Here is a 25,803-nt window from a genome sequence, read left to right on the forward strand (position 1 = left end):
ATCAATGGCTATGTATTCATTTTCCTATTCGAAGTCTGCAATTCACAGTTTTGGACCAGTCAAACCACCCACAAACGCTTGCTCAGGTTCAAAGAGGAGAAGCGAAGGAGGAAATGGTGTTATAATCAATCTATATAAACCGAATTGCCTTGCAAAGAAATGGGAACCATCTAGGTGATAAATGGTATTTATGACTTTTTTTCACTAGATGACCATGCAATAACGAAGATAAACGACATAAGAATATAGGAGATACGATGACTGAGGAAACAGCATTAGATAAAACAGGTTGGAACTTTGACAACAGTTATGCACGGCTGTCGGAAACATTTTTCACAAAAATGAGCCCGCCGCCTGTGCACTCTCCGCAGTTGAATATTATGAATGAATCGCTCGCAAAATCACTAGGGTTAAATGTTCAATCGCTTCTAAGCAAGGATGGTACTGCTATGCTTTCTGGCAATGAGATTCCCGAAGGCGCTTTGCCGCTTGCTCAAGCTTATGCTGGGCATCAATTTGGACATTTTAACAGATTAGGGGATGGCCGTGCTCTATTGCTGGGTGAACAAATTACGCCTACAGGTGAGAGGTTTGATATTCAGTTTAAAGGTTCTGGTAGAACGCCATACTCCCGCGGAGGCGACGGCCGGGCGTCACTTGGACCGATGCTGCGCGAATATATTATAAGTGAGGCTATGCACGCGCTTGGTATTGCTACCACTCGCAGCCTCGCCGTTGTCACAACTGGCGAGCCTGTATACCGCGAAACGGAGCTGCCGGGTGCAATTCTGACCCGCGTGGCTTCCAGCCATCTGCGCGTTGGCACCTTTCAATACGTTGCCCAGTGGGGTACGGCTGAAGAACTCAGACAACTTGCTGATTACACCTTGCAAAGGCATTACCCAGAGGTTGGCGAAGCTCAAGATCGCTATCTTCGCCTGCTTCAAGAAGTAATTAAGCGTCAGGCAGCGCTAATCGCCAAATGGCAGCTCGTTGGTTTTATCCACGGTGTGATGAATACAGACAATATGTCGATTAGCGGAGAGACCATTGATTATGGCCCTTGCGCCTTTATGGATGCCTATGATCCCGAAACGGTATTCAGCTCCATTGACGTTCATGGCCGTTATGCCTATGGCAACCAACCGCGTATCGCGGCGTGGAATCTCGCTAGATTTGCTGAGGCGCTTTTGCCGCTGCTGCATGATAATGAAGAACAAGCTATAAAACTGGCAGAGGATGCGTTATCTGGATTTGCAGAGTTGTATCACCAGAACTGGCTTAGTGGAATGAGAGCGAAGCTTGGAATTTTTAATGAAGAGCTTGAAGATGAGGCTCTAATTACAGATTTGCTTCGTATGATGCAGGAGCATGGTGCAGACTACACGAATACCTTCCGCTCGTTCACATTAGATAAACCAGAAGATACAGCACTCTTTGGCACCGAGGAGTTTGCACCATGGTATGAGCTGTGGCAAGCGAGGCTTGGCAGGCAGCCGGAATCCAAAGCTGCATCTCATCAGTTGATGGGCGCAAGCAACCCTGCGGTAATCCCGCGCAACCTTCGAGTTGAAGAAGCGCTTGAAGCCGCAGTGAAGCAAGGCGACAACCGTGTGATGGAGCAGCTTCTGAATGTTCTTTCGAGCCCATACGATCACGCCCGTGAACGGTCTGATCATTACACGTTCCCTGGGGTATCAACTCGTCCATACCAAACTTTTTGCGGTACCTGATATAAAAAAAGCGGCAGCTCACCTCAATGGTCAGCTGCTTTTGTCTGTTCTGTGCTGTTTTTATCATTCAACACGATTTATAGTATAATGATTACTATTATATGGAATGTATAACAGGGAAAGAGGGAACGAATGCCTACTATACTGGTTGCTGATGATGATGCGAACATTCGCGAACTCGTTTGTTTATTTCTACGCAACGACGGATTCGAAACGGCTGAAGCGGGAGACGGCAAGGAAGCACTGGCCGTCTATGCCTCGATGCATATTGATCTTGTCGTACTCGATATTATGATGCCGATTATGGATGGTTGGACGTTGTGCAAGGAGCTCCGAAGAAGCAATCCTGATCTTCCGTTACTTATGCTGACTGCAAGAGGCGAGACATGGGAGAAGGTGAAAGGCTTCCAGCTCGGGACGGATGATTATTTGACGAAACCATTTGATCCATTGGAGCTGACGGCTCGTGTTGGGGCACTTCTGAAAAGATACCGGATTGGCTCAACGCAGACGATTCGGCTTGGCAGCATCATTCTTGACCGGCAAACCTATAAAGTAATGAGAGGAACGGAATCACTTGCGCTGCCGCTAAAGGAGTTTGAACTCCTTTATAAGCTCGCTGGCACACCTGGACAAATCTACACGCGTGAACAGCTGATCGATCAAATTTGGGGGATCGATTATGCAGGCGACGATCGAACGATAGACGTACATGTTAAACGATTGCGCGAACGCTTCGCGACGACTACCGATTTTCATATCGAGACGGTGCGCGGGCTTGGCTACCGGCTTGAGGTGCACGAATGATCAAATCTTTATATACACGAGTCGTCCTCATTTTTCTAGTCTCCACGATTGGGGGCACGATCATTGCTTTTTTTGTGGCAACTTGGGCATTTGAAGAAAAATTGAGTGAAAACTCGCAAATTTTGATGCGTAATTTTGGACAAGACATCGCGCGAATTTATGAGGCTATCCCCTCACGTGATGCGGACAAGTTCGTAAGTGGAATGAAGCAGCTCAATTCCTATCATATTCGAATTTATGAAACGACGGATCGATTCCAGTCTTTCGGAGCGCTGCACGGGCATAAGCCTGCTGTAATAGCCAAGGAACAAGTAATGAAGGTATTAGCTGGAGAAATGGTTCGGGTTCGTATGAAGGGGGTTACTGTTACTTTCATAGGATTGCCGCTCAAAACAGACATGGGAACGAAAGCGATGTTTGTGGAAGCACTCTCTCCTCCATCTGCTTCTTTTGTATTCAAATGGGGATTATCTTTTGTCGCTTATGCGTTGATTACAGGCAGCTTATTTATTCTAATTGCCTCCATATTTCTAATAAGACCAATCAAAAAGCTGACAAAAGCGACTAGACGGATAGCATCTGGCGATTTCAACGTCAAGCTGAATATTAAACAAACGGGCGAGCTGGGAACGCTGGCTCGAAGCTTTGAAGAAATGATGCATGACCTGCAGCAGTTGGAGCAGATGCGCAGAGAATTCGTAACGAATGTCTCGCACGAAGTTCAGTCTCCGCTCACTTCGATATCCGGCTATGCTATAGCGCTCAAGCAAGCAAATGTTGCGGATAACGATCGAAATCGCTACCTAGATATTATTATTGCTGAAGCTGAACGGATGTCCAAGATGAGTGATAGCCTGCTAAAGCTGAGTTTGCTTGAATCACAGTCACAACAGATGCGGCTGACCGCATTTAGACTTGATGAACAAATAAGACGAATTATCGTCGCGATACAGCCGCAGTGGTCGACTCGCAATATCGATTTCGAGCTCCATTTGCCTACCGTTATTTTTTCAGCTGATCATGATCTGTTAAATCAGGTATGGACGAATATAATCGGCAATAGCATCAAATTTTCGCAGGATGGCGGTATCATTAAAGTGAGTATCAAACAAGATATCAAAAACGTGACCGTCCGAATATCCGATAGCGGCATAGGTATTGCGCCAGAGGATCAGAAGCGTATCTTCGAGCGATTTTTTAAGGCGGATCGCTCCCACAGCCGTAAATATGAAGGCAGCGGAATGGGGCTTGCCATCGTTAAACAGATCGTATCGCTTCATCAAGGTGACATTCGAGTGGAAAGTGAGCCTGGCCGAGGAACGACCTTCATTGTCACCCTGCCAATCATTACTCCAACAGAGTAATTCGATTTGTATTGTATTAGTTGACATCGCTCGTTTACTCTATGCTGCGGCAGCATGTGCAAGCTCTTTGCATGTGTTGCTGCAGCATTTTTTTGTTGTTCATATTCAGTTCATATTGACGTCACGCGGAGTACATCTTCGTCGTATAAGCTTTCTTTAGCGGCCCATTAAGAAAGCCCAACATAGAGTTAATGACAGGAGAAGATGAGAGTGAGCATACGAGAGGTAAAGAAAATGGATTTGGAAACAGGTAAAAAACCAGCCAGTAAAATGAAAAAAATATTGTTCATTTTACTTAAAGTATTAGCAGTAATAGTTATAGCAATCGTCCTTTTTGTAGCTACAGTATTTGTCGTTAATAAGATCAGCAGCAAATCAGAAGAAGGTAAAATAAAACCCTATGGTCAGTCTGTAAAGGTAGACGGGAAAAATATGAATGTTCTGATTCAGGGACAAGGCGAAGAAACAATCGTGCTCCTGCCTGGCCAAGGAACTGCGACACCAGCGCTTGATTTTAAGCCGCTAATTGAAGAGCTGTCGCCATTTTACAAAGTTGTCGTGGTTGAGCCTTTTGGTTATGGATTAAGTGATAGAACCGACAAAGAACGAACCACAGATAATATTGTAGGTGAAGTTCATGAAGCGCTGCAAAGCCTTAATATTGACCGTTTTATTCTAATGGGTCACTCCATTACAGGCATTTACGGACTTGATTATGTGAACAAATATCCAAACGAAGTGAGTGCATTTGTCGGGATCGATACGAGTGTTCCAGCGCAAGGCGGTATGGATAAAAAATTGCCATTAGGAACTTTTAAACTGCTCAAACAATCAGGTTTCGGCAGATTGATGACGAGTTTTGGAGAGGATCCGTTTGCTGGGATGCCATATGATGATGAAACAAAAAAACAAATGAAGATGCTGTCAAACAAAAACATGTTTAATAACACTAGCTTGAATGAATTGGAAAATCTTTATCCCAATTTTGTTGCAGCTCGAAGCTTATCATTCCCAAAAGAGCTTCCCCTTATTTTCTTTATACAAGCGAATAATACAGGCGTAAAAGGTTGGATACCGCTGCATGAAGAGCAAATAAAAGATTCTGTTCATGGCAAAGTGATGACCTTTGAAGGTGGTCATTATTTGCACCATACTAAATCAAAAGAAATCGCAGAGAACTTCCGGGCATTTATGGAGCAAGTAAAACAAGACAAGTAGACGATTATTTAGAAGTAGTTGCTGATCAAGAAGATATTGAGCTAAATAAAAAGCGGCAGTCTCGGACGTTGGTAACTCGTCTAGGCTGCCGCTTTTATTTTAGATTATAAACGGATTTTAAAAGATTTTTTCGTAAGCGGATATAGCCACTTTACGCCGCTTGGCGTGAGTGTGTCCGCTACGAGATGAGATAAATAACCGAGCATAGCCACGATCGCGATCCCTTCGATTTGAAGCTGGTTTTCCAGTCCAAGGCCGATATATCCCCAAATCGGGACGGCCCATATTGTATGCGTCATACCGCGGTGCTTCAGCCAAGGCACCCAAGCTGAAAACAGTCCGAAGCCGATGAGCCAGTTCATTTGGTAGTAGTAGCCTGCGTACATCACCGCACAGCCAACTGCGCTGGCAAGTACATTTCGGATCACGCCTTGTTTAGCAACAAGACCCAGCAGGAAGATAGCGGCTGCGACGCCTATGTACACCGGTGATGGAGATTGATCTGTGAAAAAATAATAGGCAATGATTCCGGCTAGCAGGCACCCGGACCAAAGCGTAAGCTCACGAATGAGCTTCGATAGCTTGCTGAGCTTGGTGCTGAGCATGCTTGGTCCGTCAAGATCAGCGCTAAGCGCTGAAAATCCGGCTACGGCAATGTACAAAGCGGCATGCTCGATCGTAAAGGGATAATAAACAGAAGCGGCTGCGCCAACAGCTGCTCCGATTGCAAGATGGGTCTTTCCTGTCATAATTCCTCCTGTGACTGACTATGCGTGGCATGAAATATGGCAGTCTATTATAGTTGTTCTTTGTTAACTTGCTCGTTTCGAACCATTTGCTCCAGCTTCTCTACCAGCCGATCATGCGCCGGGTCTTTTTTTCCATAGCCAAATAAACGTTTCCGATTTTGCTGCTTCAGCAGCTGAAGCAAATAGAGCTTTTCTTTTAGAGTAAACATGATGATATTGAACCTCCTTCTGCTTAGGCATGCCAGCTGAGGTTATTCTCTAGCCTCTACGATAGACGCTAGGCGTCATGCCGGTGCACCTTTTGAACAATGCGTTAAAAGAATGAATATCGCGATAGCCAACCATTTCGGCAATGGTACTGATTTTTAGCTGAGAGCCGCGAAGCAGCTCTTGGCTTTTTTGGATACGCAAATTTTGCAAATAACGATGAAAGCTTTGTTTCGTATACTGCTGAAAGAGCCGCTGCAGATGACGCTCGCTCCAGCCGCTAGTCTCGGCCAGCTTGGCTAGGGTCAGTTCCTGCTGGAAACGCTGATCAAGATCATGTAACAGCTTTATAAATTCCAGCTGCTGCGGCGCACGAGCCGTAACCTCGGGATCGCTAGCAACAGAGCGCTGCAGAGTAATGAGCAGCTGGAGCAGCAGCGTATGCAAGTAATCGGACGAGCCGCTCTGAGTCAGTTCAAATTCTCTATGCATGGATAGAAACAGCTTCTCAAACTGACTATTTGTATCCATACAAGAATAATAGGGAAACTTGCCGCTTTCCATATCATTAATAAACTGCACGCTGCGATAATCGGAAGCGAATGCACTAAGCTTATGCAGCAGCAATGGAGAAAAGACGCAGTTGAATACGCTTAATGGGTTGCGGGCTTGGTCGGAGGAAATCGGCCTGAACACATGAGAAATGCCGATAGGGATGAAAAATACCTGACCTTTCCTCACCTTATGCACCTGATCTCCGATATGGTGATAGCCGGCTCCTTCTGCAATATATACGCATTCGAGAAAATCGTGATCATGATAGGGGCTCATGATGCTTTCGCTTGCACGATTAACATAAAGCAGCTGGTTGTTCTGAAAAAAGTACTCTCCACGGTATGTTTCTACGGGATGGTTCATCGTGAGCTCTCCCTGCGCAAGTTCTACATTTTGTGAAAATGTCCTGTTTGCCGCATGATATTGTCCGTTTTACCCAACGTTTTTCAAGCATGCTTTTTTATAATTATAGTGTAAAGCGTTGTGGCAAGGAAGGCGAACACTCAAAAAAAAGGGCGCCAACTCTATTATAAGCTCGGGCAATCATTTAATCGTTGTAAATGATCTTAAGGAGGATTATAGGATGTTTGAAATCAGCGCAGTATATTGTGAATATCAGCAAAACCCAATTGGAATCGGAGTGACAAAACCTCGTTTAGGATGGAAATTACATTCTGATGAGAGGGCAGTTATTCAAACGGCTTACGAGATTGAGATTGCGGCAGAACCAGACTTTGCATCGATCCTATGGCAGTCAGGACGTGTAAACAGCGAGCAGTCAACGCATGTTGAGCTGGACTCTTTTGTCGGTGAATCCTGTAAACGCTATTATTATCGTGTTCGGGCTTGGAATCAAGATGGAGATGCAACCGCTTGGTCTGCTGTTGCCTTCTGGGAAATGGGACTGCTTAGTCCAGACGAGTGGCTTGGCGACTGGATCGCTGCACCGCTTGCGATGCTGCCAATTGAGGCGGAGCCTAGCCCGCTAATGAGGAGAAGCTTTGAGCTCACAGGCAAAGTGAAGGAAGCGCGGGTTTATGCGACTGCGCTCGGCATATATGAGCTAGAGCTGAACGGGCAGCGAGTTGGCGATAGTTATTTTGCGCCGGGCTGGACGAGTTACAATCATACGCTGCAAACCCAAACTTATGATGTGACTGATCTGCTGAAATTAGGCGGTAATGCAATTGGCGCTTCCCTTGGAAACGGCTGGTACAAAGGAAACTTGGCGTGGGGCAATCAGCGCTGCGTGTACGGCGATCGTTTGGCGCTGCTGCTGCAAATGCACATCGTTTACGAGGATGGACGTGAAGAGGTCATTGTATCCGATACGAAGTGGAAGGCCGCCGTCAGTCCAATTCAGTTCTCGGAAATTTATCATGGCGAAACGTATGATGCACGCCTGGAACAAGAGGGCTGGAGTACAGCCGCTTATGATGACAATGCGAGTGAGTGGCAGACGGTTGAAGTGGTTCAGCATGAGAAGCATATGCTTAGGCCGCAGGTGAATGAGCCTGTTCGCAAGCAGGAGAGGCTAAAGCCAATTGCTCTGATTACGACACCCAAAGGGGAAACCGTGCTTGATTTTGGCCAAAACATGGTTGGCTGGGTGCAGTTTGCGGTAAAGGGAGAAGCGGGCTCCGAAGTAGCACTGCTGCATGCAGAGGTGCTTGATCAGGAAGGCAATTTCTACACCGAAAACCTGCGTGCGGCAAAACAAATGATTCGATATGTGCTGAAGGGCGGAGAGACCGAAACATATGAGCCGCGCTTTACGTTTCAAGGCTTCCGATATGTGCAGCTGATTGGCTTCCCTGAAACGGAAAGCATTAAGCTTGATGATTTTACAGGTGTTGTGCTGCATTCGGATATGGAGGAAACCGGTGAGTTTCAGTGCTCTGAACCGCTTGTCAATCAGCTTCAGCATAATATCAAATGGGGCCTCAAGGGGAATTTCCTTGACGTACCGACCGACTGCCCACAGCGGGATGAGCGTCTCGGCTGGACCGGCGATGCGCAAATGTTCATTCAAACGGCATCCTATTTATCAAACGTCGCTCCTTTTTTCACGAAGTGGCTGCGTGATGTAGAAGCGGATCAAGCAGAAGACGGCGGCGTTCCATTCGTGGTTCCTCAGGTGCTGGGCGAGAATGACATGTCCTCGGCAGCATGGGGGGATGCAGCAGTGATTTGCCCTTGGACGTTATATATTTGTTACGGAGACAAACGGATATTAGAAGAGCAATATGACAGCATGCAGGCGTGGGTATCGTATATTCAGAGCCAAGGCGAAAATGAGTTTTTATGGAATACAGGTTTTCACTTCGGGGATTGGCTTGGACTTGATGCCAAGTCAGGCGATTATGTAGGGGCAACGGATCGGGATTTTATCGCGACAGCCTTTTATGCCTACTCGGTATCCATCGTTCAGAAGACGGCAGCTGTGCTCAACAAGGATACAGATGCGAAGAGATACTCGGAACTATACGACAATATTGTAGCAGCGCTTAGAGAAGAGTTTGTAACAGGTGCTGGACGGCTGGCTGTTCCGACGCAAACAGCTCAAGTGTTAGCCTTGATGTTTGGACTCTTGGATGAAGCTGCAGAGAAACGCGCTATTGCCAAGCTGACAGAGCTGATTGAGCAAAGCAAAGACCATCTGACGACAGGTTTTGTCGGTACTCCATACTTGAACCATGTGCTTAGTGCTTTTGGTAAAAACGATGTGGCATATAGGCTGCTTCTTCAGCAAACCTATCCATCCTGGCTGTACCCTGTGACCAAAGGCGCTACGACGATTTGGGAGCATTGGGACGGTATCAAGGAAGACGGAAGCTTCTGGAGCAAGGATATGAACTCATTTAACCATTATGCTTACGGAGCGATTGGCGATTGGATGTACCGGACGGTAGCGGGCATTCAAACAGTGGAAGATGCTCCTGGCTATAAACGAATCGTCATCGCACCGCTTCCGGGCGAAGGGCTGACGTGGGCGGAAGGGAAGATTGAGACGGTATATGGCTCAGTTAGCTCAAAATGGTCCAAATCGGAAGAGGGGCACTTCACGCTTGATGTGACGATTCCTTCGAATACCACCGCGGAAATTCGTTTGCCAGGTGCGGAATCGGGAACGAATGTAACGGAGAGTGGCGGGTTGCTAGCCGAGAGTGCGGGAATAAAATCAGCAGCTGAGACCGATGCAGGCGTTACGATACAAGCAGGGTCTGGCAGCTATCGATTTGCTTGGTAGATCTGTGCAAGCTGCAAGCAGGTATTTCAAATTCACCCCATCAACCGAAACATGTTATAATGTGCTTTAGGATGAATAGGGTTGGTGGGATGATGATGGATAATCAAGTTGTCGCAGCATGTGATGATTCGTGCGCAGGCTCTGAGGTAAACATAGAGAATGTTAGAAGCAAAATGATTAATGAAACAACAGCTGCTCAGTTGGCTGATTTGTTCAAGGCGCTTGGCGATCCCACGCGAGTGAAGATTATCCATGCGTTAGTGCAGTCTGAACTTTGCGTTCATGATTTGACTGAGGTGCTCTCCATGGGGCAATCGGCGGTTTCTCATCAGCTTCGGCTGCTGCGTAACATGCGTATCGTCAAGCGCAGGAAGGTCGGGAAAACCGTCTTTTATTCGCTCGATGACGATCATGTAGAACAAGTCTTTATGCTGACGCTTCAGCATTTGAAGCATGAATAATACATCAAACAAAGCTGCTCTTCACGGTTAGCAACCATGGGGAGCAGCTTTTGTTTTATTCAAATGGATTTTATTGATTTTTAGTAAAATTAAAGTATAATTTTACTTATCGTCACGGGTTAGCAGGAAGGAAAGGTAATATGGCTACAATTAAAGAGATTGCACAAAAAGCAAAGGTTTCAATTGCGACCGTGTCGCGGGTGCTTAATTATGATCCAGCCATATCGGTTGCAGACGTGACACGCAAACGTATATTTGAAATCGCGCAGCAATTGAATTACAAGACGCTTCGTCAACGTAATGGCGCCGGGCTTAAAGAGCGTTACCGGGTTGGTCTTGTGAACTGGTATTCTGATCAAGAGGAAATGCTTGATCCTTATTACATGGCCATTCGGCTAGGCATTGAGCGAGAATGCTTCCATAGAAATATGGATTTGGTAAAATTGTTTATGCAAGTCCACTCTGACGAGAAAGATTGGCGAGGCGATTCGTTTGATGGCATCATCGCAATCGGGCGCTTCGAGAAAGAGGATCTGAACCGTTTTCCAGAGGGGTTGGAGCCTATCGTATTTGTTGATTCATCTCCAGATGACAATCGATTTGATTCTGTTGTTATTGATATCGGAAAGTCGGTTTCAGAAGTGATTGATTATCTAACTCGCCTTGGCCACACAGAAATCGGTTATATTGGCGGGCATAACTTAGTAAATAATAAGCGTGTGCGTGATGAGCGTGAGCATGTATTTATAGAACGAATGACTGATAAAGGATTGTACGATGCAGAACTTGTTTATACGGGAGAGCATTTGTATTCCGAAGACGGTTATAAGCTGATGCAGCAAGCGATAAAAGCGAATAAAGTGCCAACCGCTTTTTTTATCGAAAATGATTCTATGGCCGTCGGCGCCCTCCGAGCACTGCATGAAGCGAAGCTTCGGGTGCCAGAAGATATTTCAATTGTCGGTTACAATGATATCGCTATTTCAGCCTTTTTGCAGCCGCCGCTTACGACGGTTAAGGTGCATATGGAGTATATGGGCGAGACGGCTGTTGAGCTGCTTGCTGATCGTCTGGCTTCAAAGCGGGATATTGCGAAAAAGATCGTATTGCCGACCAAGCTGCAGGAACGTGAGAGCAGCATTAAACGAGTGAAGCGCTGAATAAAGCAGCCGCTAAGACGAGTACAATCCAGGCATTCGAGCGGAGGTGGCAAGATGTCGATGTTGCTAAACGGGCAAAACGTATTGCCGGCAGTGCATAAGCTGAAGGATGTGGAAGCGGTGCTTGCCTCGCCTTTTTCATACATGGTGCTCCTTGGTGGGCATTTGGGGCAGTTAAAGCATATCGTTGATCTGGCGAGTCAGCATAACAAAAAGGTACTGCTGCATGCCGATTTGATCGATGGCTTGAAAAACGATGAATACGCGGCAGAGTTTCTTTGCCAGTCTATTAGGCCAGCAGGTATTATCTCGACGCGATCCAGCGTTATTGGTCGTACGAAGCAGAATGGACTGATTGCCATTCAGCGATTATTTCTTATTGATTCGGATGCTTTGGAGAGAAGTTATACGGTGCTGGACAAAAATCGTCCTGATTTCATTGAGGTACTGCCGGGTGTTATACCGGATATTATAAGTGAAGTGAAGCAGCGGAGCGGCATTCCCATTATAGCGGGAGGACTAATTCGTACGGAGGCGCATGTCAGCCAGGCGCTTGAAGCGGGAGCTTCGGCGATAACGACATCACGGAAAGAGCTGTGGAAGCTAGGAAAATAAGAGGAAGCTGAAAAGTGAAGGAGGGGTTCAAGTGGAAACGTATATGTTATCGCTCGATCAGGGCACAACCAGCACGCGCGCGCTGCTCGTGGATAAGAGTGGAACCATTGTAGATATAGCAAGAGAAGAGCTTCCGCTGTCTTACCCGCATGCAGGATGGGTAGAAGCAGATGCTAGGTTTATATGGCAGTCGACGAAAAAGGTAATGGCAGAGCTGCTGGCCAAAACAGGCATTACCGCTGAGCAAATTGCTGGAATCGGAATTACGAATCAACGGGAAACAACCGTTGTCTGGGACAAAACGACGGGTCAACCGATTCATAACGCGATCGTATGGCAATCCCGCCAAACGGCGGAAATTAGTGATGGTCTTAAGAAAAGCGGCTATGAGCAACAGTTTCATGAGAAGACGGGACTGCTCATTGATGCTTATTTCTCAGGCACGAAGGTGAGCTGGCTGCTTGAGCATGTGGAGGGCGCACGCGAGCGTGCTGAGAAAGGCGAGCTGCTCTTTGGCACGATCGATACATGGCTGATCTGGAATTTAACCGGCGGACAAGTGCATGTAACAGATGTTTCGAATGCTTCTAGAACACTTATGTTCAACATCCATGAGCGGAGCTGGGACGATGAGCTTCTGCATATTTTGAACATTCCTAAAGCGATGCTGCCGGAGGTTCGATCTTCCTCTGAAGTTTACGGACATGTGGTTGATGAAATAGTCGGACGCAAAATTCCTGTTGCAGGAGCAGCTGGTGATCAGCAAGCAGCTTTGTTTGGTCAAAATGCTTATGCAGAAGGAAATACAAAAAACACATATGGTACGGGATGCTTCATGTTAATGAATACGGGCACCAAAGCAATCGTCTCCGAGAAGGGGCTGCTCACCACGATTGCGTGGGAGGTTGATGGCAAGCTGGAGTATGCGCTTGAAGGGAGCGTATTTGTGGCAGGTGCTGCGATTCAGTGGCTTAGAGATGGTCTAGAGCTTATTGAATCGGCTTCCGAGACGGAAGCTCTGGCGGAGCAGGTGGAGTCCTCGGACGGCGTTTATGTCGTGCCGGCATTTGTTGGACTCGGTACGCCGTATTGGAATAGCGATGTTAGAGGAGCCGTATTTGGACTCACGCGGGGGACATCCAAGGCACATTTTGTCCGTGCTGTATTAGAGTCGCTGGCTTACCAGACCAAAGATGTTCTCTCCGTTATGGAGGAGGAATCAGGTTTGCCGCTGGAGTCGCTTTGTGTAGACGGCGGAGCCGTTGCCAACAACATGCTTATGCAATTCCAAAGTGATCTGCTTGGCGTTCCCGTGGAGCGTCCAGTAGTAAATGAATCTACAGCACTTGGAGCTGCATATTTAGCCGGACTTGCGGTAGGCTTCTGGCAAAACCGCGAGGAGCTGGCTAAGCTGAGACAGGTAGATAAAGTATTTAAGCCTGCTATGGAAGAGGAGACCCGTGCCGATTTATACAGCGGATGGCATCGTGCAGTCCGAGCGGCCATGGCTTTCGCGCAATAATTATGCTATACTAATGGCAAGTTAATAACGGTTGGAGATCTGGAGAAACCACGAGAACCGCTTCTACACCCTTTTTAGGGATTGGGGAGCGGTTTGAGTGGTTTTTTTGTTTATTTAGATTCATTCATGAGTAATGAACTGTAAATGGCAGAACAATAATAAATAGACAATCGGGAGGAAATAATGATGACCATTCATAATAGAGAAATATTTGCCGCCCAAAATCGTGAGCAAGTACTGAAGCAGATGCAGCAATCACAGCTGGATGTACTCGTCATAGGTGGAGGAATTACTGGAGCGGGCATTGCGCTTGATGCTGCTGCGCGCGGTATGAAAGTGGCTTTAGTGGAGATGCAGGATTTTGCAGCTGGGACCTCTAGCCGTTCGACGAAGCTGGTCCATGGCGGTTTGCGTTACTTGAAGCAGCTAGAGATTGGTGTCGTAGCCGAGGTTGGCAAGGAGCGGGCAATCGTATATGAGAACGGGCCGCATGTTACGACACCGGAATGGATGCTGCTTCCGCTTTATAAGGGCGGCACCTTCGGTAAATTCTCAACATCGATTGGTTTGCGCGTTTACGATTTTCTAGCTGGCGTCAAACGAAAAGAGCGCCGGATGATGCTGAACGTAGAGGACACGCTGTTTAAGGAACCTCTTTTGAAGCGGGATGGCTTAAAGGGCAGCGGTTATTATGTAGAATACCGTACCGATGATGCACGGCTGACGATAGAAGTGATGAAGAAAGCGGTAGAAACCGGCGCATTGTCGGTGAACTATGCGAAGGTAGAGACGCTTCGTTATGGCAAAGACGGTAAAATAACAGGCACGTTGGTTAAAGATATGATTAACGGCGCTGAATACGAGTTGAAGGCAACAAAAGTCATTAATGCTACGGGCCCTTGGGTCGATGATATTCGCGAAATTGATGGATCGAAGAAGGGGAAAACGCTCCGTCTGACAAAAGGCGTTCATGTGGTCTTCGACCAGAGTCGTTTCCCATTGCGCCAAGCCGTCTACTTCGATACGCCGGATGGCCGCATGGTATTCGCGATTCCGCGCGCGGGAAAAACGTACTTCGGTACGACGGATACCAACTACAAGGGCAATGCCGTCAATCCAGTGATGACGCTGGAGGATCGCACTTATTTGCTGCAAGCTGTTAACTTTATGTTCCCAGATCTGAAGCTTGTAGAAGCAGATGTGGAATCAAGCTGGGCAGGCCTTCGCCCGCTTATACAGCAAGAAGGAAAATCGCCTTCGGAAATATCGCGTCGTGATGAGATTTTTGTATCGGATTCCGGACTGATTTCGATTGCGGGCGGCAAGTTGACGGGTTATCGCAAGATGGCTGAAACCGTTGTAGATAAAGTAGTTGAACTGCTCGGGCAGGAGGGCGGCAGCAAAGCTTTTGCCAAAAGCGAAACCAAGACGATTACGATGTCAGGCGGGGACTTAGGCGGTTCAAAAGGTTTTGAGCCTTTTGTTCAGAAGAAATCAGCAGAGGGAGCACATTATGGCTTCAGCAAGGAAGAGTCTGCTTTTCTGGCGCAGCGTTATGGCTCAAACGTGGATCAGCTGTTCTCACTGGCGCAAAGCACAGGCGCTTGGGCGGAAACCTTTGAATTGCCGCTCATACTAGCGGTTCAGCTTCGTTACGCCATAGAGGCGGAAATGACAGTGAAGCCAACCGATTTCTTTATTCGCCGCACGGGTGATTTGTTTTTCCGAATCGGATATGTTCAGCAGTGGAAAACACAGGTCATAGCCGCGATGGCGAATCGTCTTCAGTGGAACGATGAGCAGCGGACTGCTTATACATTGGAGCTGGAAGAAAAGCTGGTTGAAGCAGTAGAGCCGCTGAAAGGCTAAGCTGCTTCGATATTCGTTAGATCAACGGAATCCGATAGAAATGGAGGTGCATTGATGCGCCTCTTTTTTTGTGCGTAAAAGTTGTTGCAACATTAGCATAAATTACATATAATAAATTTAATAACATATGAGCATGTATTCATATGTTATAGAAATTCGATTGCATTCATGAAATAGTTGGTTTAGAAGCAAACTAATAGAGTCTGTTGGAATGGATTGGGGGAGAGAACTATGAACGGATCACAAAGCGAGAAACTAGGGGAAAATTTAAAAACAGCAGCCATTGCGGAAAACCATCAACATGATCATGGAGATGGAGCATGCGACCATAACCATGAACAGAACGCAGCTAAACATTCGCATGGGAATCACAGCCATCACGGTCACCACCATGGTCACTCGCATGGTCATGGTCATCATGGACATTCTCATGCTCCGAATAACAAAGCGGGACTGCTGATCGCACTTATTATTACAGCAGGTATTATGGTTCTGGAATTTGTAGGGGGACTTGTGACGAACTCGTTGGCGCTATTGTCTGATTCAGGGCATATGCTGAGCGACACAGCGGCACTGGCGTTAAGCTTGGCAGCAATGTGGATTGCCGTGCGTCCAGCTTCTTCTAACCGCACTTATGGATTTCATCGTTTTGAAATATTGGCAGCCTTGTTTAATGGCATTACACTGTTCGTTATCGCCGCGTTTATCATTGCGGAGGCAATCAAGCGGTTCGGTGAACCGCCGACCGTCGCGAGCGGGTCGATGATGATTATAGCTGGTATCGGTTTGCTGGCTAATATAGCAAGTGCATGGTTTCTTATGCGGAAGGCGGATGTGAAGGACAATCTAAATGTTCGGAGTGCATATCTTCATGTCATCGGAGATGCCATTGGTTCGGTAGGCGCGATCATTGCCGGCATTTTGATGTATTCATTTTCGTGGTATATCGCTGATCCAATCATTAGTGTAGTCGTTGCTCTTCTTATTTTGCGAAGCGCATGGGGAGTGATTAAATCAACCGTTCATATTCTGATGGAGGGAACGCCAGCTCATGTGAATGCTGAGCAGGTTAAAGAAGCACTGCTAGACATTCAAGGTGTCAAAGACGTTCACGATCTTCATATTTGGACAATAACTTCGGGAATAGACTCCTTAAGCTGCCATCTTATTGTTGAGGATGAGAAGGATTGCCAAGTCATTCTTCAGGAAGCGATTCAACATCTGGCCGACAGGTTCCAAATTGAACATTCAACGATTCAGATCGAGAAATCGCAATTGAAGCACTCTGCTTGCAAAGTATAGATCCGGTTATCGTAAAATAGGGCTGTCACTTCAGTAGGATGATCTACTTTTGTGACAGCCCTATTTTTCAGCTTATGATTACGACTAGGCTGCTTCAACAGCTGATTTCGATTTATACACTTGGGAGCCGATTAAGAAGGATACAACACCCCATGTGACCATAATGCCAATACCGATCCAGAATGAGGTTGAAACGATCCCGGAATTGTAGATGAGACCATCCCGCATGCCCTCCACGAAGTAAGTAAGCGGCAAAATTTGTGCAATCGGCTGCAGCCAGTTTGGCATGATTTCGAGTGGGATAAATACACCGCTAAGAAACATCATGAGCATGCTGGCAATGTTGGACATCCCCATATAAGCTTCTATAGACTTACTGAAGGAAGAGAATAAATAACCCATCGCATTAAATACGAGTGCGCCTGCAAAGAAAGCAATAACTAAGCTTAATACATTAATATGAAGATTTGCGCCAAAACCGAATACGCCAATCAATGTTAAAATAATGATTTGAAAAACGCCGAGCAACAGCTTTACAATTACGCCTGCCAGACCGTAAAGGCCCATTTTTGCTGGCGTCATGCGAAGCCGTTTCATCAGTCCCTTTCTGCGCATCTCAACTAGACTGACCATGCCGAACAGGCCGCCCTGCGCGAGTGTTAGACCGATCATGCCAGTTAGCAGGAAGTCCGCATAATTCAAATCCTCGGAGCCTTGCGAAATGGATTGTCTAGTTAAGCTGAATGTTGGCGTAGCTTTGGCAACGGTCCAATTCGTCTGTTGAATAAATTGATCCAAAATGCCGGCAATAGCCTGGGTGGTAGCGCCTTGCTCATTGGCTTTGTTTACAACGAGCTGCATTGTGGTGGAGCTGTCGGATTCAGGCAAAATAATGAGTGCATCAATATCTTGTTTCTCAATGAGCGTATTGCCGGCTTCCTTCGTGATCGGCTGCTCTTCTTTGAACTCGAATACCGGGATTTGGCGCAGCTGCTCAAGCAGCATGCTCGAATTGGCATTCGGCTGTGAATCAACAACGGCAATTGTAGCTTTAAAGCTATCGGGTGAGCCTCCGCCAAAAATGACCATAAACAATACCATTAAAATTATCGGAAAAAAAATGTTCCAAAACCATACTTGTTTTTCGCGAAACATCATTTTGACCTGGGCGCTAAACATTTTGGAAAATTGTTTGGTGCTGTTCATTTAACTTAATCCCTCCATTCCTTGCCGGTGAAGGCAATGAATACATCTTCCAGGCTCATTTCACGAATAGAGATTTGCTCGACGCGGAAGCCGCGATCCTTTGTAAATCCAAACAGCTCATACAATGTTTCTTCAGGCTGGGTCGTCCATAGCTGGAGCGAAGCGCCTTCGCGATTCGTTCGGACGACAGCATGGTGGAGTGTAGCGACTTTCTCAGTCTCAAGAGCTGCCTCAGCGCCATCAATAAAGGTAAGCCTGACCTCTCGTTCCTTCGTGAGCCGATCAATTAAAGCAGCTGGAGTGTCTAAGGTGACGATTTTCCCTTGATCTACAATGCATACACGGTCACTCAGCTTTTCGGCCTCTTCCATGTAATGGGTAGTAAGGATGGTTGTTTTGCCTAGCTCCTTCAGCTTAAGAATAATGTCCCATATATTTCGTCTTGCCTGCGGATCAAGTCCTGTTGTAGGCTCATCTAAAAAAATGATCGTAGGGTCATTAATCATGGCGAGTCCGATGGCAAGCCGTTGTTTCTGTCCGCCGGAGAGCTTCCTAACCTGCTTGCTGCGCTGATCAGTGAGATTAATCATTTCGAGCACTTCTGCTGCTGGCCGGGATTTTGGATAAAAGGTAGCGAACAAATCTAAATTTTCTTCTACCGTCAATAAATCGAACAAAGCGCTGGACTGAGGCTGAACACCGATGGACACCTTGATTTGTTCACTGTTTTTCGTCCAATTTAGAGGACCAAATTCGATTTGGCCGGAATCAGGATTTTGCAGCCCTTCAATCATTTCAAGCGTAGTCGTTTTTCCTGCGCCGTTTGGACCGATGATGGTGAACACTTCTCCAGCCTCGACGGTGAAGCTAATGCCGGCTACAGCGCTGACTGATCCAAAGCTCTTTTGTAAATTACGCACTTCTAATACGGGCATTATGTAACCTCCTTTAGTTTTTGTGAAGCAAAAACTTACTTCGAAAGCATAAGCTTCGTTTTTGTGAAGCAAAAACTTACTTCGAAAGCATACGCTTTGTTTTTGTGAAGCAAAACTCACTTCGAAAGCATAAGCTTCGTTTTTGTGGAGCAAAAACTCACTTCGAAAGCATACGCTTTGTTTTTGTAATGTAAGGTTTCCGATTTGATTGATCTGCTACAATAATTTTAACCGTATCCATTTTATGAGAGTACCGTCTTAAGCATGCTTCGGACTCAGTCTTAAGGCGGAGGCTGGAATGGTTTGGAGATTTTGAAAACGATCAGCGTGTTGAATTTCCTGCCGAAGCTAGAGGAATATTGAGCAATTGCAAGGCTAGTTTTACGCTTGGATGGTCGTGATTGTCTGTTAGATAGAGTGCATAGGCCCTCGTAACTGGAAAAGGCAATTCGCAGCGCAGTTCATATAAACGGTAATCATCTAGAAAAGGCTGCGCAATAGATCGGGGAAGGAAGCCAAATCCTGCTCCTTGCAAAAGCAATGTGAGCATTATGGTGGAGTGGTCCTTTTCAAAAGTAGGCAGATAACCATCCCCAACGATCGAGCGAAACCAATCTGGAAACGGATATCCCCACTCGATGTGACAATATTGTCCCGAGAAGAAGTCTGTTTTCGTAAACAAGTTAGAACTATTTTGAGAAGAAACAAGAATAATTTCGTCCTCAAATAGGAAATGTTTAGTAACATTAGGGCGATCAAGAGGGTCGTATCGAATAGCTACTTGTACAACGCCATCGAGTAAAAGATCTCGAATCATGTAGCTGGAATCGATGTAGCTCAGAAATTTAATAGCCACCTTCGGGTGTGCTTGCCTAAATGAAACAATGTGCTGCAAATAATAGTAATGCCAAACAGAGCCAGGTCCGCTCATGACGATATAGTTTTCTAATCCTTCGGATAACGTCACCTTGCTTTCTTCAAACAGCAGCAGCATCCTCTCTGCATAAGGAAGGAAATGGATGCCTGCCTGCGTTAAGCTTACATTCCGATTATCACGTAGAAACAGCGGTTTTCCGACGGACTGTTCCAGCGCTTTTATTCTTGCTGTAACAGCAGATTGTGAGATATGCAAATACTCTGCAGCCCTTGTGAAATTGCGAATTTTGCACACGGATAAGAAAGCCTCTAACTGTGGAATATCCATAGCTGCACCTCAACTAATTTGAAATATGAATCATTATAATCAAATAAATTCGTTATACAAATTATACTTCGATCATTACTATTAAACTATACTCATGGTTTGGAGGAGATTTGAATGGCTGGTGATGTGATGATTGAACAAATACAATCCATTGAAGAGCATGTTAGCGGGCTGGCGGATCTGTTGGTGCAGGTCGTTGAAGATGGTGCGTCAATTGGCTTTTTACCCCCAATGAAGTTTTCTGATGCTGTAATGTACTGGGAGGCTGTGTTAAGTCCAGAGGTGATTTTATACGTTGCCAAAATCGATGATCGAATCGTTGGGAGCGTGCAGCTGCATCTATGTACGAAGCAAAATGGCGGACATAGAGGGGAAATTGCAAAATTAATGACCCATCCAAACTATCGTCTTAGAGGAATAGGCCGTTTACTCATGCAAAAGGCAGAGGAACGAGCAAGGCACGAAGGCAGAACATTGTTAGTTCTCGATACGAGGGAGGATGATCCTTCGAATATCCTGTATACTTCATTAGAGTACATTGAAGCCGGACGCATTCCTGGCTATGCACGATCGGCAGACGGTAAATTAGATGCAACGATTTTCTATTACAAAATGCTGAATTAATTGACCTGTTAGCTCAGGCAACCTCCCAGAATAGATATCATCACATAAATTCATATGGTACAATATGGATATTGTATCTGCGGAGGAGTTGATCTATTTTGGCAGTTAGAAAACCTTTTGGTTATGGATCACTTTCTATACTTTTTTTATTTTCGGGGTTTTTAATAAATTATAATTTTGGGAATGGTTTTATTTTAACTCACTCTCTCTTTAACCTAATCGGATTAGCAGTATATTCAAACGGCACAGATGGTTTCAACTATCCCTTTTTAGCTTCCATGCCGTTTTGGTTAGCGACAATATTAGTTTCGAAAAGAAATATTCATGATTTTGGAGCAGTCGTCAGCAAAAGAATTGGTGAACTCCTGCTTGCTATAAGCGTTGTAGTTACAATCATTTTTTTAATACTGCCAATATGGATTGAATTCTAATAAAATAAAGAACAAGGAGCAGTTTGCCGCATGGCAGGCTGCTCTTATTTCATGAAGCCATATAAAAAAAGTTCTTATAAGATATTTTTGAATGGTCGTTCGTGTTTTATATAGGAGGTGAATAAATGGACAACAAATCTTTAAGTCGTACCCATAGTGAGTTTTCTGAAATGTATGAGCGGAATATCGATATGGTGTACAGATTATGTTTCATCCTATTGAAAAATACGATGGATGCGGATGACGCTGTTCAGTCTGTATTTTTAAAGCTATTCAAGCACAACAAAACCTTTAATGACGGCGAGCATGAAAAAGCATGGCTTATTGTGACGACCAAAAATACCTGTAAAGACATATTAAAAAGCTGGTGGAGATCTCGCCGGGTTGATGTAGACGTTTTGCCGGAAAAAACATACTGGGAAAACAATGAGCAGCAGAGGGATATACTCGAGAAATTGCTGCGGCTTCCTGAAAAATACAGAACGGTGTTATACCTCTACTATGTGGAGGATTATTCTGTAAAAGAAATATCAAAGCTATTAGATCGAAAAGAGAGTACGCTGCAAACACAATTATCAAAAGGACGAACACGCCTGAAGGCTGATTTGGGAGGGATATATGTTGACGGAAAACCAGTTCAAGGGCATGTTTGAAACCATAAAGCCTAAGAAGGAACATAAGGACAAGCTATTACATGACATAATTGTAAAAATTGAATCGGAAACCGTGGACAAAAGAATACCAACATCATGGAGACATGTAAGATCTGCGATGCTGGCATCAGCGGTTATGATCTGTTTGCTAACGACAACTGCTTTTGCAGCAAGCTATATGGGCCTCGATATGAAATTTTTGAACTTTCTAAACCCGTTGAATGACGAACAGGAGCTGTATTTGGAAAACGGCGCTCAATTGGTCAACAAAAAAGCGGTAAACGAGAATGGAACAATTGAAGTTAAACAGATTATCGGAGACAGCAATTTGATATATGTTCTTTTGGACTTCACCGCGCCGGAAGGTACCGTTCTAGATGCCAAAAGGTATCGTTTTGAGACACATTTAAGTTTTGACCATATGAGTACCAATAGCTCCTCTACCGGTTACACCTTATTGGACGATGAGAATCCAAGCGATAATAAAATCAGTCTAATGATGAGTTATTTAACGAAGAATAGAACAATCGCAGGAAGTCCTGTTACTTTGATGCTTAGTCATTTAGAGGCGGCAGATGTTTATCCCGATATATTTGAAAAAGTAAATCCAGGTTCATGGAAAATCAAATTCAATTTGGACTATAAGGATATGTCAACAACGTATCAGATTGATCAGGACATACTATTATATAACTACGATGCAAAACTATCATCCATTTCTATCTCGCCCATTTCCGTTACAATAAAAGTAGACAGTGCGCATACCAAAGAGATTTCTGAGGCAGCGAGCCGCTCCTCGCGGGAAATAGGGTTAAACGAGTATGCGGATCATTATCCGATCACCATACATTACAAAGATGGAACATCGGAGACAACGGCTGTTTTTAAGGGGATGTCCTCAGGGGATCTTATAACTAACACCATAACGATTGTGAAGCCATTTACCCCTATTATTAATGATAAAGAAATAAAAGCTGTCGAATTTTTTGATAAGGTCATTCCGATGGACTAATTCAATTCTTGTGCGATTTGAGGAACTGCAGGTATGCAGTTCCTCTTTTCTTTGTTGATGGTATGGACTGGTTACAGAAGAAGCTGTTAACCTGCATTGTATTGACAAGAAATATAAATAAAATTATTCTGAATATATATTAATTTATATGTATAAAAATACAATATGAAACGAGGGTATCAACTTGAACCATCTATATAAAGAGTTTCTAATTAGTGATGACAAGTCACTTATTGATATGGATTCCGTTTGCAAATTTTTATCAAGGAGTTATTGGGCAAACCAAAGGCCAGCGGAAACGATTCATAAATCCATTCAAAATTCAGTTTGTTTTGGCATCTACGATAATAAAAGGCAGGTTGGATTCGCTCGAATTGTAACGGATTGGGCAACGATTTATTATTTGTGTGATGTTTTTATTGACGAAGAATACAGAGGCAGAGGGCTCGGAAAGAAGTTAGTTGAATTCATTACCAAAGAATTCGAAGGGATTGGGGGCATACTGCGAACGCATGATGCTCATGAATTGTATGAACAGTATGGATTTAAAAAAGATACTGAACGATTCATGAATCGCCTAGTGAAAAGATAGTTTAGGGGTGAACAAACCAAAGGCAGTCTAGGACATGATTTGATGTCCTAGTCCGTCTTTGTTATTTGAATCAGCTCTGCTCACTAGAATAAACAATTAATCCGATTTTACAGTCGCGTGAATAGCAATGCCGGAAGCGTCATGTACAACGAACGCGTTTCCTTGCTCTGCAGCTTCAACACCGTCGCTGCGCAGATGCTCGAGCCAAGCTTCACGAGATGTTGCAGTTGGGAAAACAATCGTATAATAAGATAAGCCAACCGTATTGGCAGATGGCAAGGCAGCACCTGCGCCTGCCCAAATGTTCATGCCGATATGGTGATGGTATCCGCCAGCCGAGACGAATACAGCAGCCATTTGAGCATAATCGCCAACAACATCAAAGCCTAGCTTGCCTTCATAAAACGCGCGCGACTTCCTAAGGTCGCCTACGTGAAGATGGATATGTCCAATAACGGTTCCTTGCGGGAGACCGCTCCATTCCAAACCATCACTCTGAGCAAGCAGATCTTCCCAATCAAGCGGGTCTGTTGCCATCACATAATTGCCCTCGGCATCTCGCTTCCACTCTTCACGCGGACGATCCGCGTAAATTTCGATACCGTTATGATCCGGATCTGAAATATAAAGCGCCTCGCTTACCAAGTGATCGGCCTGCCCAATATGAATGCCGCTTGTGATCAAGTTGCGGAGTGCAAGCGATAATGAGCGACGATCCGGCAGCAGAATTGCAAAATGGTACAAACCAGCATGAGAGCGTTTTTGCGGCACAACGGCATTCGGTACTTCCTCTAGAACGAGCAGTGAATGTTTCCCATCAGCAGTGAACGCTGCAACACGATGTATTTCATCATGCTGCAAAACCTTTAGCCCGACAACTTCCGTATAAAAAAGGATTGAACGCTCGAGATTGCTTACCTTAAGCTTTATTTCTCCCAGTGAAATTTGTTCATCCAAAAATGTCGACATGATTAATCCTCCTTGAAGTATATATGGTTGTGATACTTGATTGCTTTAAATAAACTGCACCTAAAGCATAGTCCTTTACGTCTATATCATGTACAATATTGGAAAATGTAACCAACGATAATTAAGGCTGCTATAAGCTCAAATCGTATGAATTAGGTTTATAATAGCATATGCAGTATAAAAATTAAAGTAGCTTATTAAAAGTAATCAACTTATAGTATTTTAATCAAAAGGAGGTTGAAATGAGAAAAATAATACGAAGGGTAGAGTGGGTGCTGCTTATTGTTATTGGAGGTTTTTCGCTGCTTTTTGCACTTCCTTCAATTGATTTGTTTGATCATGATGCTGAGCTGAGCGAGGCTAAGAAGAAAGGTTTTTATTATAAGGTGGATGCAGATAAGCAAACCTATTTCAACAAAGAGATAAGTATTGACGGCGTTGTTTATGGGGAAGGGAAGCTGGTTGTTTATTTGTCTTCAAAACGATTTTTTTCGGTGCCGCAACTGCCTAATACCATTCAAATAAAAACAGACGCCAATGAGGCGCTTGAGAATAAATCTTCAAGTGCAACCAGGCGGCTTTATCGATCAAATAGAGAATTTACGTTTACTAACGTGCCGCCTAATCTGAAAAGCGTCACTGTATTTAATGAAGCTTATGGCGAGTCCTTTTCCTTTTATATTCCGCTTGAAAGGGGGAAGGCAGACTAATGCAGACAACTACAAAAATAATTTTCGGACACTTGATCCGTTGGTTATTGATTCTTCTGGCTTGCTCCATCATCTATTCTGCGCTTTTCTCACAAAGCTCTATTCGTGTGGAGAAAGTAGCACAGCATGCACTGGATATGATGGAGTCTCCTTACGCTCCTATTTCCTTAAAATCAAAGACAGGCCAAGGCTATGAGCTGTTGCTAATCGTTGATCATAAACATGAGCTCCAACATCAATTGTTCGTGAAACGTTCGCTTGGATTTTTCTGGAGCTTCCGCGACGGTGGATTTGGAATGAAGCTGGACCCGCAAATCATACTCAGCTTTCGGATGGGTATGTCTACTTTTGGCAAGTATCGACATTATTATGCTGTTGGTCAACTGAATGATCCGAATATAAGCAGGGTGCAAATTGCATGGTGGGATGGATATGAGCAGGATGCGCTTATGAAAGACGGGGTATATCTTGCTGGGCGTTCTATTCGCAGTTCTACTAAAGAGCAGTCGGCTTCCAGAATGAATAAAGTGTATGCCTATGATGCAAACGGGCAATTATTATATGAGCTAAATGATGAGCAGCGGGAGATTAAAGCGGATGCGAAATCAGAAACGGAAATGAAGGAAGCAATTTAATAGAAGAGCCGTCCGCGCTT

At 45.0% G+C, this 25,803-nt stretch carries 25 protein-coding genes; 18 read left to right on the top strand and 7 right to left on the bottom strand.

Features of this window, described 5'->3' with window-relative positions:
- Positions 1 to 257: 257 nt before the first annotated feature.
- From AC1DM9_RS01005 to AC1DM9_RS01020, 4 genes are all read left to right on the top strand, one after another.
- Positions 258 to 1,733: a protein adenylyltransferase SelO gene (locus AC1DM9_RS01005; RefSeq protein WP_477578053.1), complete on the top strand. Its 1,476-nt coding sequence runs from the start codon at positions 258 to 260 to the stop codon at positions 1,731 to 1,733.
- A gap of 132 nt (positions 1,734 to 1,865) precedes the next feature.
- Positions 1,866 to 2,540 (top strand): response regulator transcription factor, encoded by a 675-nt coding sequence (locus AC1DM9_RS01010; protein ID WP_339204952.1) that lies wholly within the window; start codon positions 1,866 to 1,868, stop codon positions 2,538 to 2,540.
- Positions 2,537 to 3,904 (top strand): sensor histidine kinase, encoded by a 1,368-nt coding sequence (locus tag AC1DM9_RS01015; protein ID WP_477551385.1) that lies wholly within the window; start codon positions 2,537 to 2,539, stop codon positions 3,902 to 3,904. The genes AC1DM9_RS01010 and AC1DM9_RS01015 overlap by 4 nt, the downstream gene beginning before the upstream one ends.
- A 234-nt stretch (positions 3,905 to 4,138) precedes the next feature.
- Positions 4,139 to 5,122 (top strand): alpha/beta hydrolase, encoded by a 984-nt coding sequence (locus AC1DM9_RS01020; protein WP_477551386.1) that lies wholly within the window; start codon positions 4,139 to 4,141, stop codon positions 5,120 to 5,122.
- A 104-nt stretch (positions 5,123 to 5,226) separates the two neighbouring features.
- Here AC1DM9_RS01020 and AC1DM9_RS01025 read toward each other — a convergent pair whose 3' ends face one another.
- From AC1DM9_RS01025 to AC1DM9_RS01035, 3 genes are read right to left on the bottom strand one after another with little or no spacing between them, the layout of a single operon-like run.
- Positions 5,227 to 5,871 carry a metal-dependent hydrolase gene (locus AC1DM9_RS01025; RefSeq protein WP_477578054.1) on the bottom strand — a complete coding sequence of 215 codons (645 nt, stop codon included), beginning with the start codon at positions 5,869 to 5,871 and terminating at the stop codon, positions 5,227 to 5,229.
- Positions 5,872 to 5,918: 47 nt separating this feature from the next.
- Positions 5,919 to 6,080: a hypothetical protein gene (locus AC1DM9_RS01030; RefSeq protein ID WP_477578055.1), complete on the bottom strand. Its 162-nt coding sequence runs from the start codon at positions 6,078 to 6,080 to the stop codon at positions 5,919 to 5,921.
- Between the two features lie 49 nt (positions 6,081 to 6,129).
- On the bottom strand, positions 6,130 to 6,996 hold the full coding sequence (locus AC1DM9_RS01035) for a helix-turn-helix domain-containing protein (protein WP_477578056.1): 867 nt from the start codon (positions 6,994 to 6,996) through the stop codon (positions 6,130 to 6,132).
- A gap of 220 nt (positions 6,997 to 7,216) precedes the next feature.
- Between AC1DM9_RS01035 and AC1DM9_RS01040 the strand changes: the two genes are divergently transcribed.
- The 7 genes from AC1DM9_RS01040 to AC1DM9_RS01070 all read left to right on the top strand — a co-directional run bounded on the left by AC1DM9_RS01040 (position 7,217) and on the right by AC1DM9_RS01070 (position 16,812).
- On the top strand, positions 7,217 to 9,883 hold the full coding sequence (locus tag AC1DM9_RS01040) for a family 78 glycoside hydrolase catalytic domain (RefSeq protein ID WP_477578057.1): 2,667 nt from the start codon (positions 7,217 to 7,219) through the stop codon (positions 9,881 to 9,883).
- 71 nt (positions 9,884 to 9,954) lie between these two features.
- A complete protein-coding gene (locus tag AC1DM9_RS01045; protein ID WP_441960771.1) occupies positions 9,955 to 10,344 on the top strand; it encodes an ArsR/SmtB family transcription factor in 390 nt (129 codons plus the stop codon).
- Positions 10,345 to 10,484: 140 nt separating this feature from the next.
- The gene (locus AC1DM9_RS01050; RefSeq protein ID WP_477578058.1) at positions 10,485 to 11,504 is read left to right on the top strand and encodes a LacI family DNA-binding transcriptional regulator; all 1,020 of its coding nucleotides are present in this window, start codon (positions 10,485 to 10,487) and stop codon (positions 11,502 to 11,504) included.
- A gap of 60 nt (positions 11,505 to 11,564) precedes the next feature.
- Positions 11,565 to 12,119 (top strand): glycerol-3-phosphate responsive antiterminator, encoded by a 555-nt coding sequence (locus AC1DM9_RS01055; protein WP_430063306.1) that lies wholly within the window; start codon positions 11,565 to 11,567, stop codon positions 12,117 to 12,119.
- A 31-nt stretch (positions 12,120 to 12,150) separates the two neighbouring features.
- Positions 12,151 to 13,641 carry a glycerol kinase GlpK gene (gene glpK / locus AC1DM9_RS01060; protein ID WP_441880680.1) on the top strand — a complete coding sequence of 497 codons (1,491 nt, stop codon included), beginning with the start codon at positions 12,151 to 12,153 and terminating at the stop codon, positions 13,639 to 13,641.
- A 186-nt stretch (positions 13,642 to 13,827) separates the two neighbouring features.
- Entirely contained in the window at positions 13,828 to 15,510 is a 1,683-nt protein-coding gene (locus tag AC1DM9_RS01065) for a glycerol-3-phosphate dehydrogenase/oxidase (RefSeq protein ID WP_477578382.1), read from the top strand.
- Positions 15,511 to 15,741: 231 nt separating this feature from the next.
- Positions 15,742 to 16,812: a cation diffusion facilitator family transporter gene (locus AC1DM9_RS01070; RefSeq protein WP_477578059.1), complete on the top strand. Its 1,071-nt coding sequence runs from the start codon at positions 15,742 to 15,744 to the stop codon at positions 16,810 to 16,812.
- Between the two features lie 84 nt (positions 16,813 to 16,896).
- On the opposite strand, the gene AC1DM9_RS01075 is transcribed toward AC1DM9_RS01070, so the two are convergent.
- From AC1DM9_RS01075 to AC1DM9_RS01085, 3 genes are all read right to left on the bottom strand, one after another.
- Positions 16,897 to 18,018 (bottom strand): ABC transporter permease, encoded by a 1,122-nt coding sequence (locus tag AC1DM9_RS01075; RefSeq protein WP_477578060.1) that lies wholly within the window; start codon positions 18,016 to 18,018, stop codon positions 16,897 to 16,899.
- A gap of 5 nt (positions 18,019 to 18,023) precedes the next feature.
- Complete coding sequence (locus AC1DM9_RS01080; RefSeq protein ID WP_441911393.1) at positions 18,024 to 18,953, bottom strand: ABC transporter ATP-binding protein; 930 nt, start codon at positions 18,951 to 18,953, stop codon at positions 18,024 to 18,026.
- Positions 18,954 to 19,275: 322 nt separating this feature from the next.
- Entirely contained in the window at positions 19,276 to 20,157 is an 882-nt protein-coding gene (locus AC1DM9_RS01085; protein ID WP_477578061.1) for a LysR family transcriptional regulator, read from the bottom strand.
- Positions 20,158 to 20,271: 114 nt separating this feature from the next.
- On the opposite strand from AC1DM9_RS01085, the gene AC1DM9_RS01090 reads away from it, so the two are divergent.
- The 5 genes from AC1DM9_RS01090 to AC1DM9_RS01110 all read left to right on the top strand — a co-directional run bounded on the left by AC1DM9_RS01090 (position 20,272) and on the right by AC1DM9_RS01110 (position 23,469).
- Entirely contained in the window at positions 20,272 to 20,781 is a 510-nt protein-coding gene (locus tag AC1DM9_RS01090) for an N-acetyltransferase family protein (protein WP_477578062.1), read from the top strand.
- Positions 20,782 to 20,879: 98 nt separating this feature from the next.
- A complete protein-coding gene (locus AC1DM9_RS01095) occupies positions 20,880 to 21,212 on the top strand; it encodes a hypothetical protein (RefSeq protein ID WP_477578063.1) in 333 nt (110 codons plus the stop codon).
- Between the two features lie 125 nt (positions 21,213 to 21,337).
- Entirely contained in the window at positions 21,338 to 21,865 is a 528-nt protein-coding gene (locus AC1DM9_RS01100; protein ID WP_477578064.1) for an RNA polymerase sigma factor, read from the top strand.
- Positions 21,831 to 22,877 carry a hypothetical protein gene (locus AC1DM9_RS01105; RefSeq protein WP_477578066.1) on the top strand — a complete coding sequence of 349 codons (1,047 nt, stop codon included), beginning with the start codon at positions 21,831 to 21,833 and terminating at the stop codon, positions 22,875 to 22,877. Before AC1DM9_RS01100 ends, AC1DM9_RS01105 begins: the two co-directional genes overlap by 35 nt.
- A 184-nt stretch (positions 22,878 to 23,061) precedes the next feature.
- The gene (locus tag AC1DM9_RS01110; RefSeq protein ID WP_477578068.1) at positions 23,062 to 23,469 is read left to right on the top strand and encodes a GNAT family N-acetyltransferase; all 408 of its coding nucleotides are present in this window, start codon (positions 23,062 to 23,064) and stop codon (positions 23,467 to 23,469) included.
- Positions 23,470 to 23,565: 96 nt separating this feature from the next.
- On the opposite strand, the gene AC1DM9_RS01115 is transcribed toward AC1DM9_RS01110, so the two are convergent.
- Positions 23,566 to 24,438 carry a VOC family protein gene (locus AC1DM9_RS01115; RefSeq protein WP_477578070.1) on the bottom strand — a complete coding sequence of 291 codons (873 nt, stop codon included), beginning with the start codon at positions 24,436 to 24,438 and terminating at the stop codon, positions 23,566 to 23,568.
- Between the two features lie 242 nt (positions 24,439 to 24,680).
- Here AC1DM9_RS01115 and AC1DM9_RS01120 point away from each other — a divergent pair, with 242 nt between their 5' ends.
- The gene (locus tag AC1DM9_RS01120) at positions 24,681 to 25,148 is read left to right on the top strand and encodes a hypothetical protein (protein WP_477578072.1); all 468 of its coding nucleotides are present in this window, start codon (positions 24,681 to 24,683) and stop codon (positions 25,146 to 25,148) included.
- On the top strand, positions 25,148 to 25,783 hold the full coding sequence (locus AC1DM9_RS01125) for a hypothetical protein (RefSeq protein WP_477578074.1): 636 nt from the start codon (positions 25,148 to 25,150) through the stop codon (positions 25,781 to 25,783). Before AC1DM9_RS01120 ends, AC1DM9_RS01125 begins: the two co-directional genes overlap by 1 nt.
- Positions 25,784 to 25,803: the final 20 nt, after the last annotated feature.

The sequence above is a fragment of the Paenibacillus sp. 01T431 genome (assembly GCF_056398625.1).

Bases quoted from the DNA above. Each gene is read 5' to 3' on its own strand.
- AC1DM9_RS01005 (WP_477578053.1), top strand. From the start codon at position 258: ATGACTGAGGAAACAGCATTAGATAAAACAGGTTGGAACTTTGACAAC.
- AC1DM9_RS01010 (WP_339204952.1), top strand. From the start codon at position 1,866: ATGCCTACTATACTGGTTGCTGATGATGATGCGAACATTCGCGAACTC.
- AC1DM9_RS01015 (WP_477551385.1), top strand. From the start codon at position 2,537: ATGATCAAATCTTTATATACACGAGTCGTCCTCATTTTTCTAGTCTCC.
- AC1DM9_RS01020 (WP_477551386.1), top strand. From the start codon at position 4,139: ATGGATTTGGAAACAGGTAAAAAACCAGCCAGTAAAATGAAAAAAATA.
- AC1DM9_RS01025 (WP_477578054.1), bottom strand. From the start codon at position 5,871: ATGACAGGAAAGACCCATCTTGCAATCGGAGCAGCTGTTGGCGCAGCC.
- AC1DM9_RS01030 (WP_477578055.1), bottom strand. From the start codon at position 6,080: ATGTTTACTCTAAAAGAAAAGCTCTATTTGCTTCAGCTGCTGAAGCAG.
- AC1DM9_RS01035 (WP_477578056.1), bottom strand. From the start codon at position 6,996: ATGAACCATCCCGTAGAAACATACCGTGGAGAGTACTTTTTTCAGAAC.
- AC1DM9_RS01040 (WP_477578057.1), top strand. From the start codon at position 7,217: ATGTTTGAAATCAGCGCAGTATATTGTGAATATCAGCAAAACCCAATT.
- AC1DM9_RS01045 (WP_441960771.1), top strand. From the start codon at position 9,955: ATGAATAGGGTTGGTGGGATGATGATGGATAATCAAGTTGTCGCAGCA.
- AC1DM9_RS01050 (WP_477578058.1), top strand. From the start codon at position 10,485: ATGGCTACAATTAAAGAGATTGCACAAAAAGCAAAGGTTTCAATTGCG.
- AC1DM9_RS01055 (WP_430063306.1), top strand. From the start codon at position 11,565: ATGTTGCTAAACGGGCAAAACGTATTGCCGGCAGTGCATAAGCTGAAG.
- AC1DM9_RS01065 (WP_477578382.1), top strand. From the start codon at position 13,828: ATGACCATTCATAATAGAGAAATATTTGCCGCCCAAAATCGTGAGCAA.
- AC1DM9_RS01070 (WP_477578059.1), top strand. From the start codon at position 15,742: ATGAACGGATCACAAAGCGAGAAACTAGGGGAAAATTTAAAAACAGCA.
- AC1DM9_RS01075 (WP_477578060.1), bottom strand. From the start codon at position 18,018: ATGAACAGCACCAAACAATTTTCCAAAATGTTTAGCGCCCAGGTCAAA.
- AC1DM9_RS01080 (WP_441911393.1), bottom strand. From the start codon at position 18,953: ATGCCCGTATTAGAAGTGCGTAATTTACAAAAGAGCTTTGGATCAGTC.
- AC1DM9_RS01085 (WP_477578061.1), bottom strand. From the start codon at position 20,157: ATGGATATTCCACAGTTAGAGGCTTTCTTATCCGTGTGCAAAATTCGC.
- AC1DM9_RS01090 (WP_477578062.1), top strand. From the start codon at position 20,272: ATGGCTGGTGATGTGATGATTGAACAAATACAATCCATTGAAGAGCAT.
- AC1DM9_RS01100 (WP_477578064.1), top strand. From the start codon at position 21,338: ATGGACAACAAATCTTTAAGTCGTACCCATAGTGAGTTTTCTGAAATG.
- AC1DM9_RS01105 (WP_477578066.1), top strand. From the start codon at position 21,831: ATGTTGACGGAAAACCAGTTCAAGGGCATGTTTGAAACCATAAAGCCT.
- AC1DM9_RS01115 (WP_477578070.1), bottom strand. From the start codon at position 24,438: ATGTCGACATTTTTGGATGAACAAATTTCACTGGGAGAAATAAAGCTT.
- AC1DM9_RS01120 (WP_477578072.1), top strand. From the start codon at position 24,681: ATGAGAAAAATAATACGAAGGGTAGAGTGGGTGCTGCTTATTGTTATT.
- AC1DM9_RS01125 (WP_477578074.1), top strand. From the start codon at position 25,148: ATGCAGACAACTACAAAAATAATTTTCGGACACTTGATCCGTTGGTTA.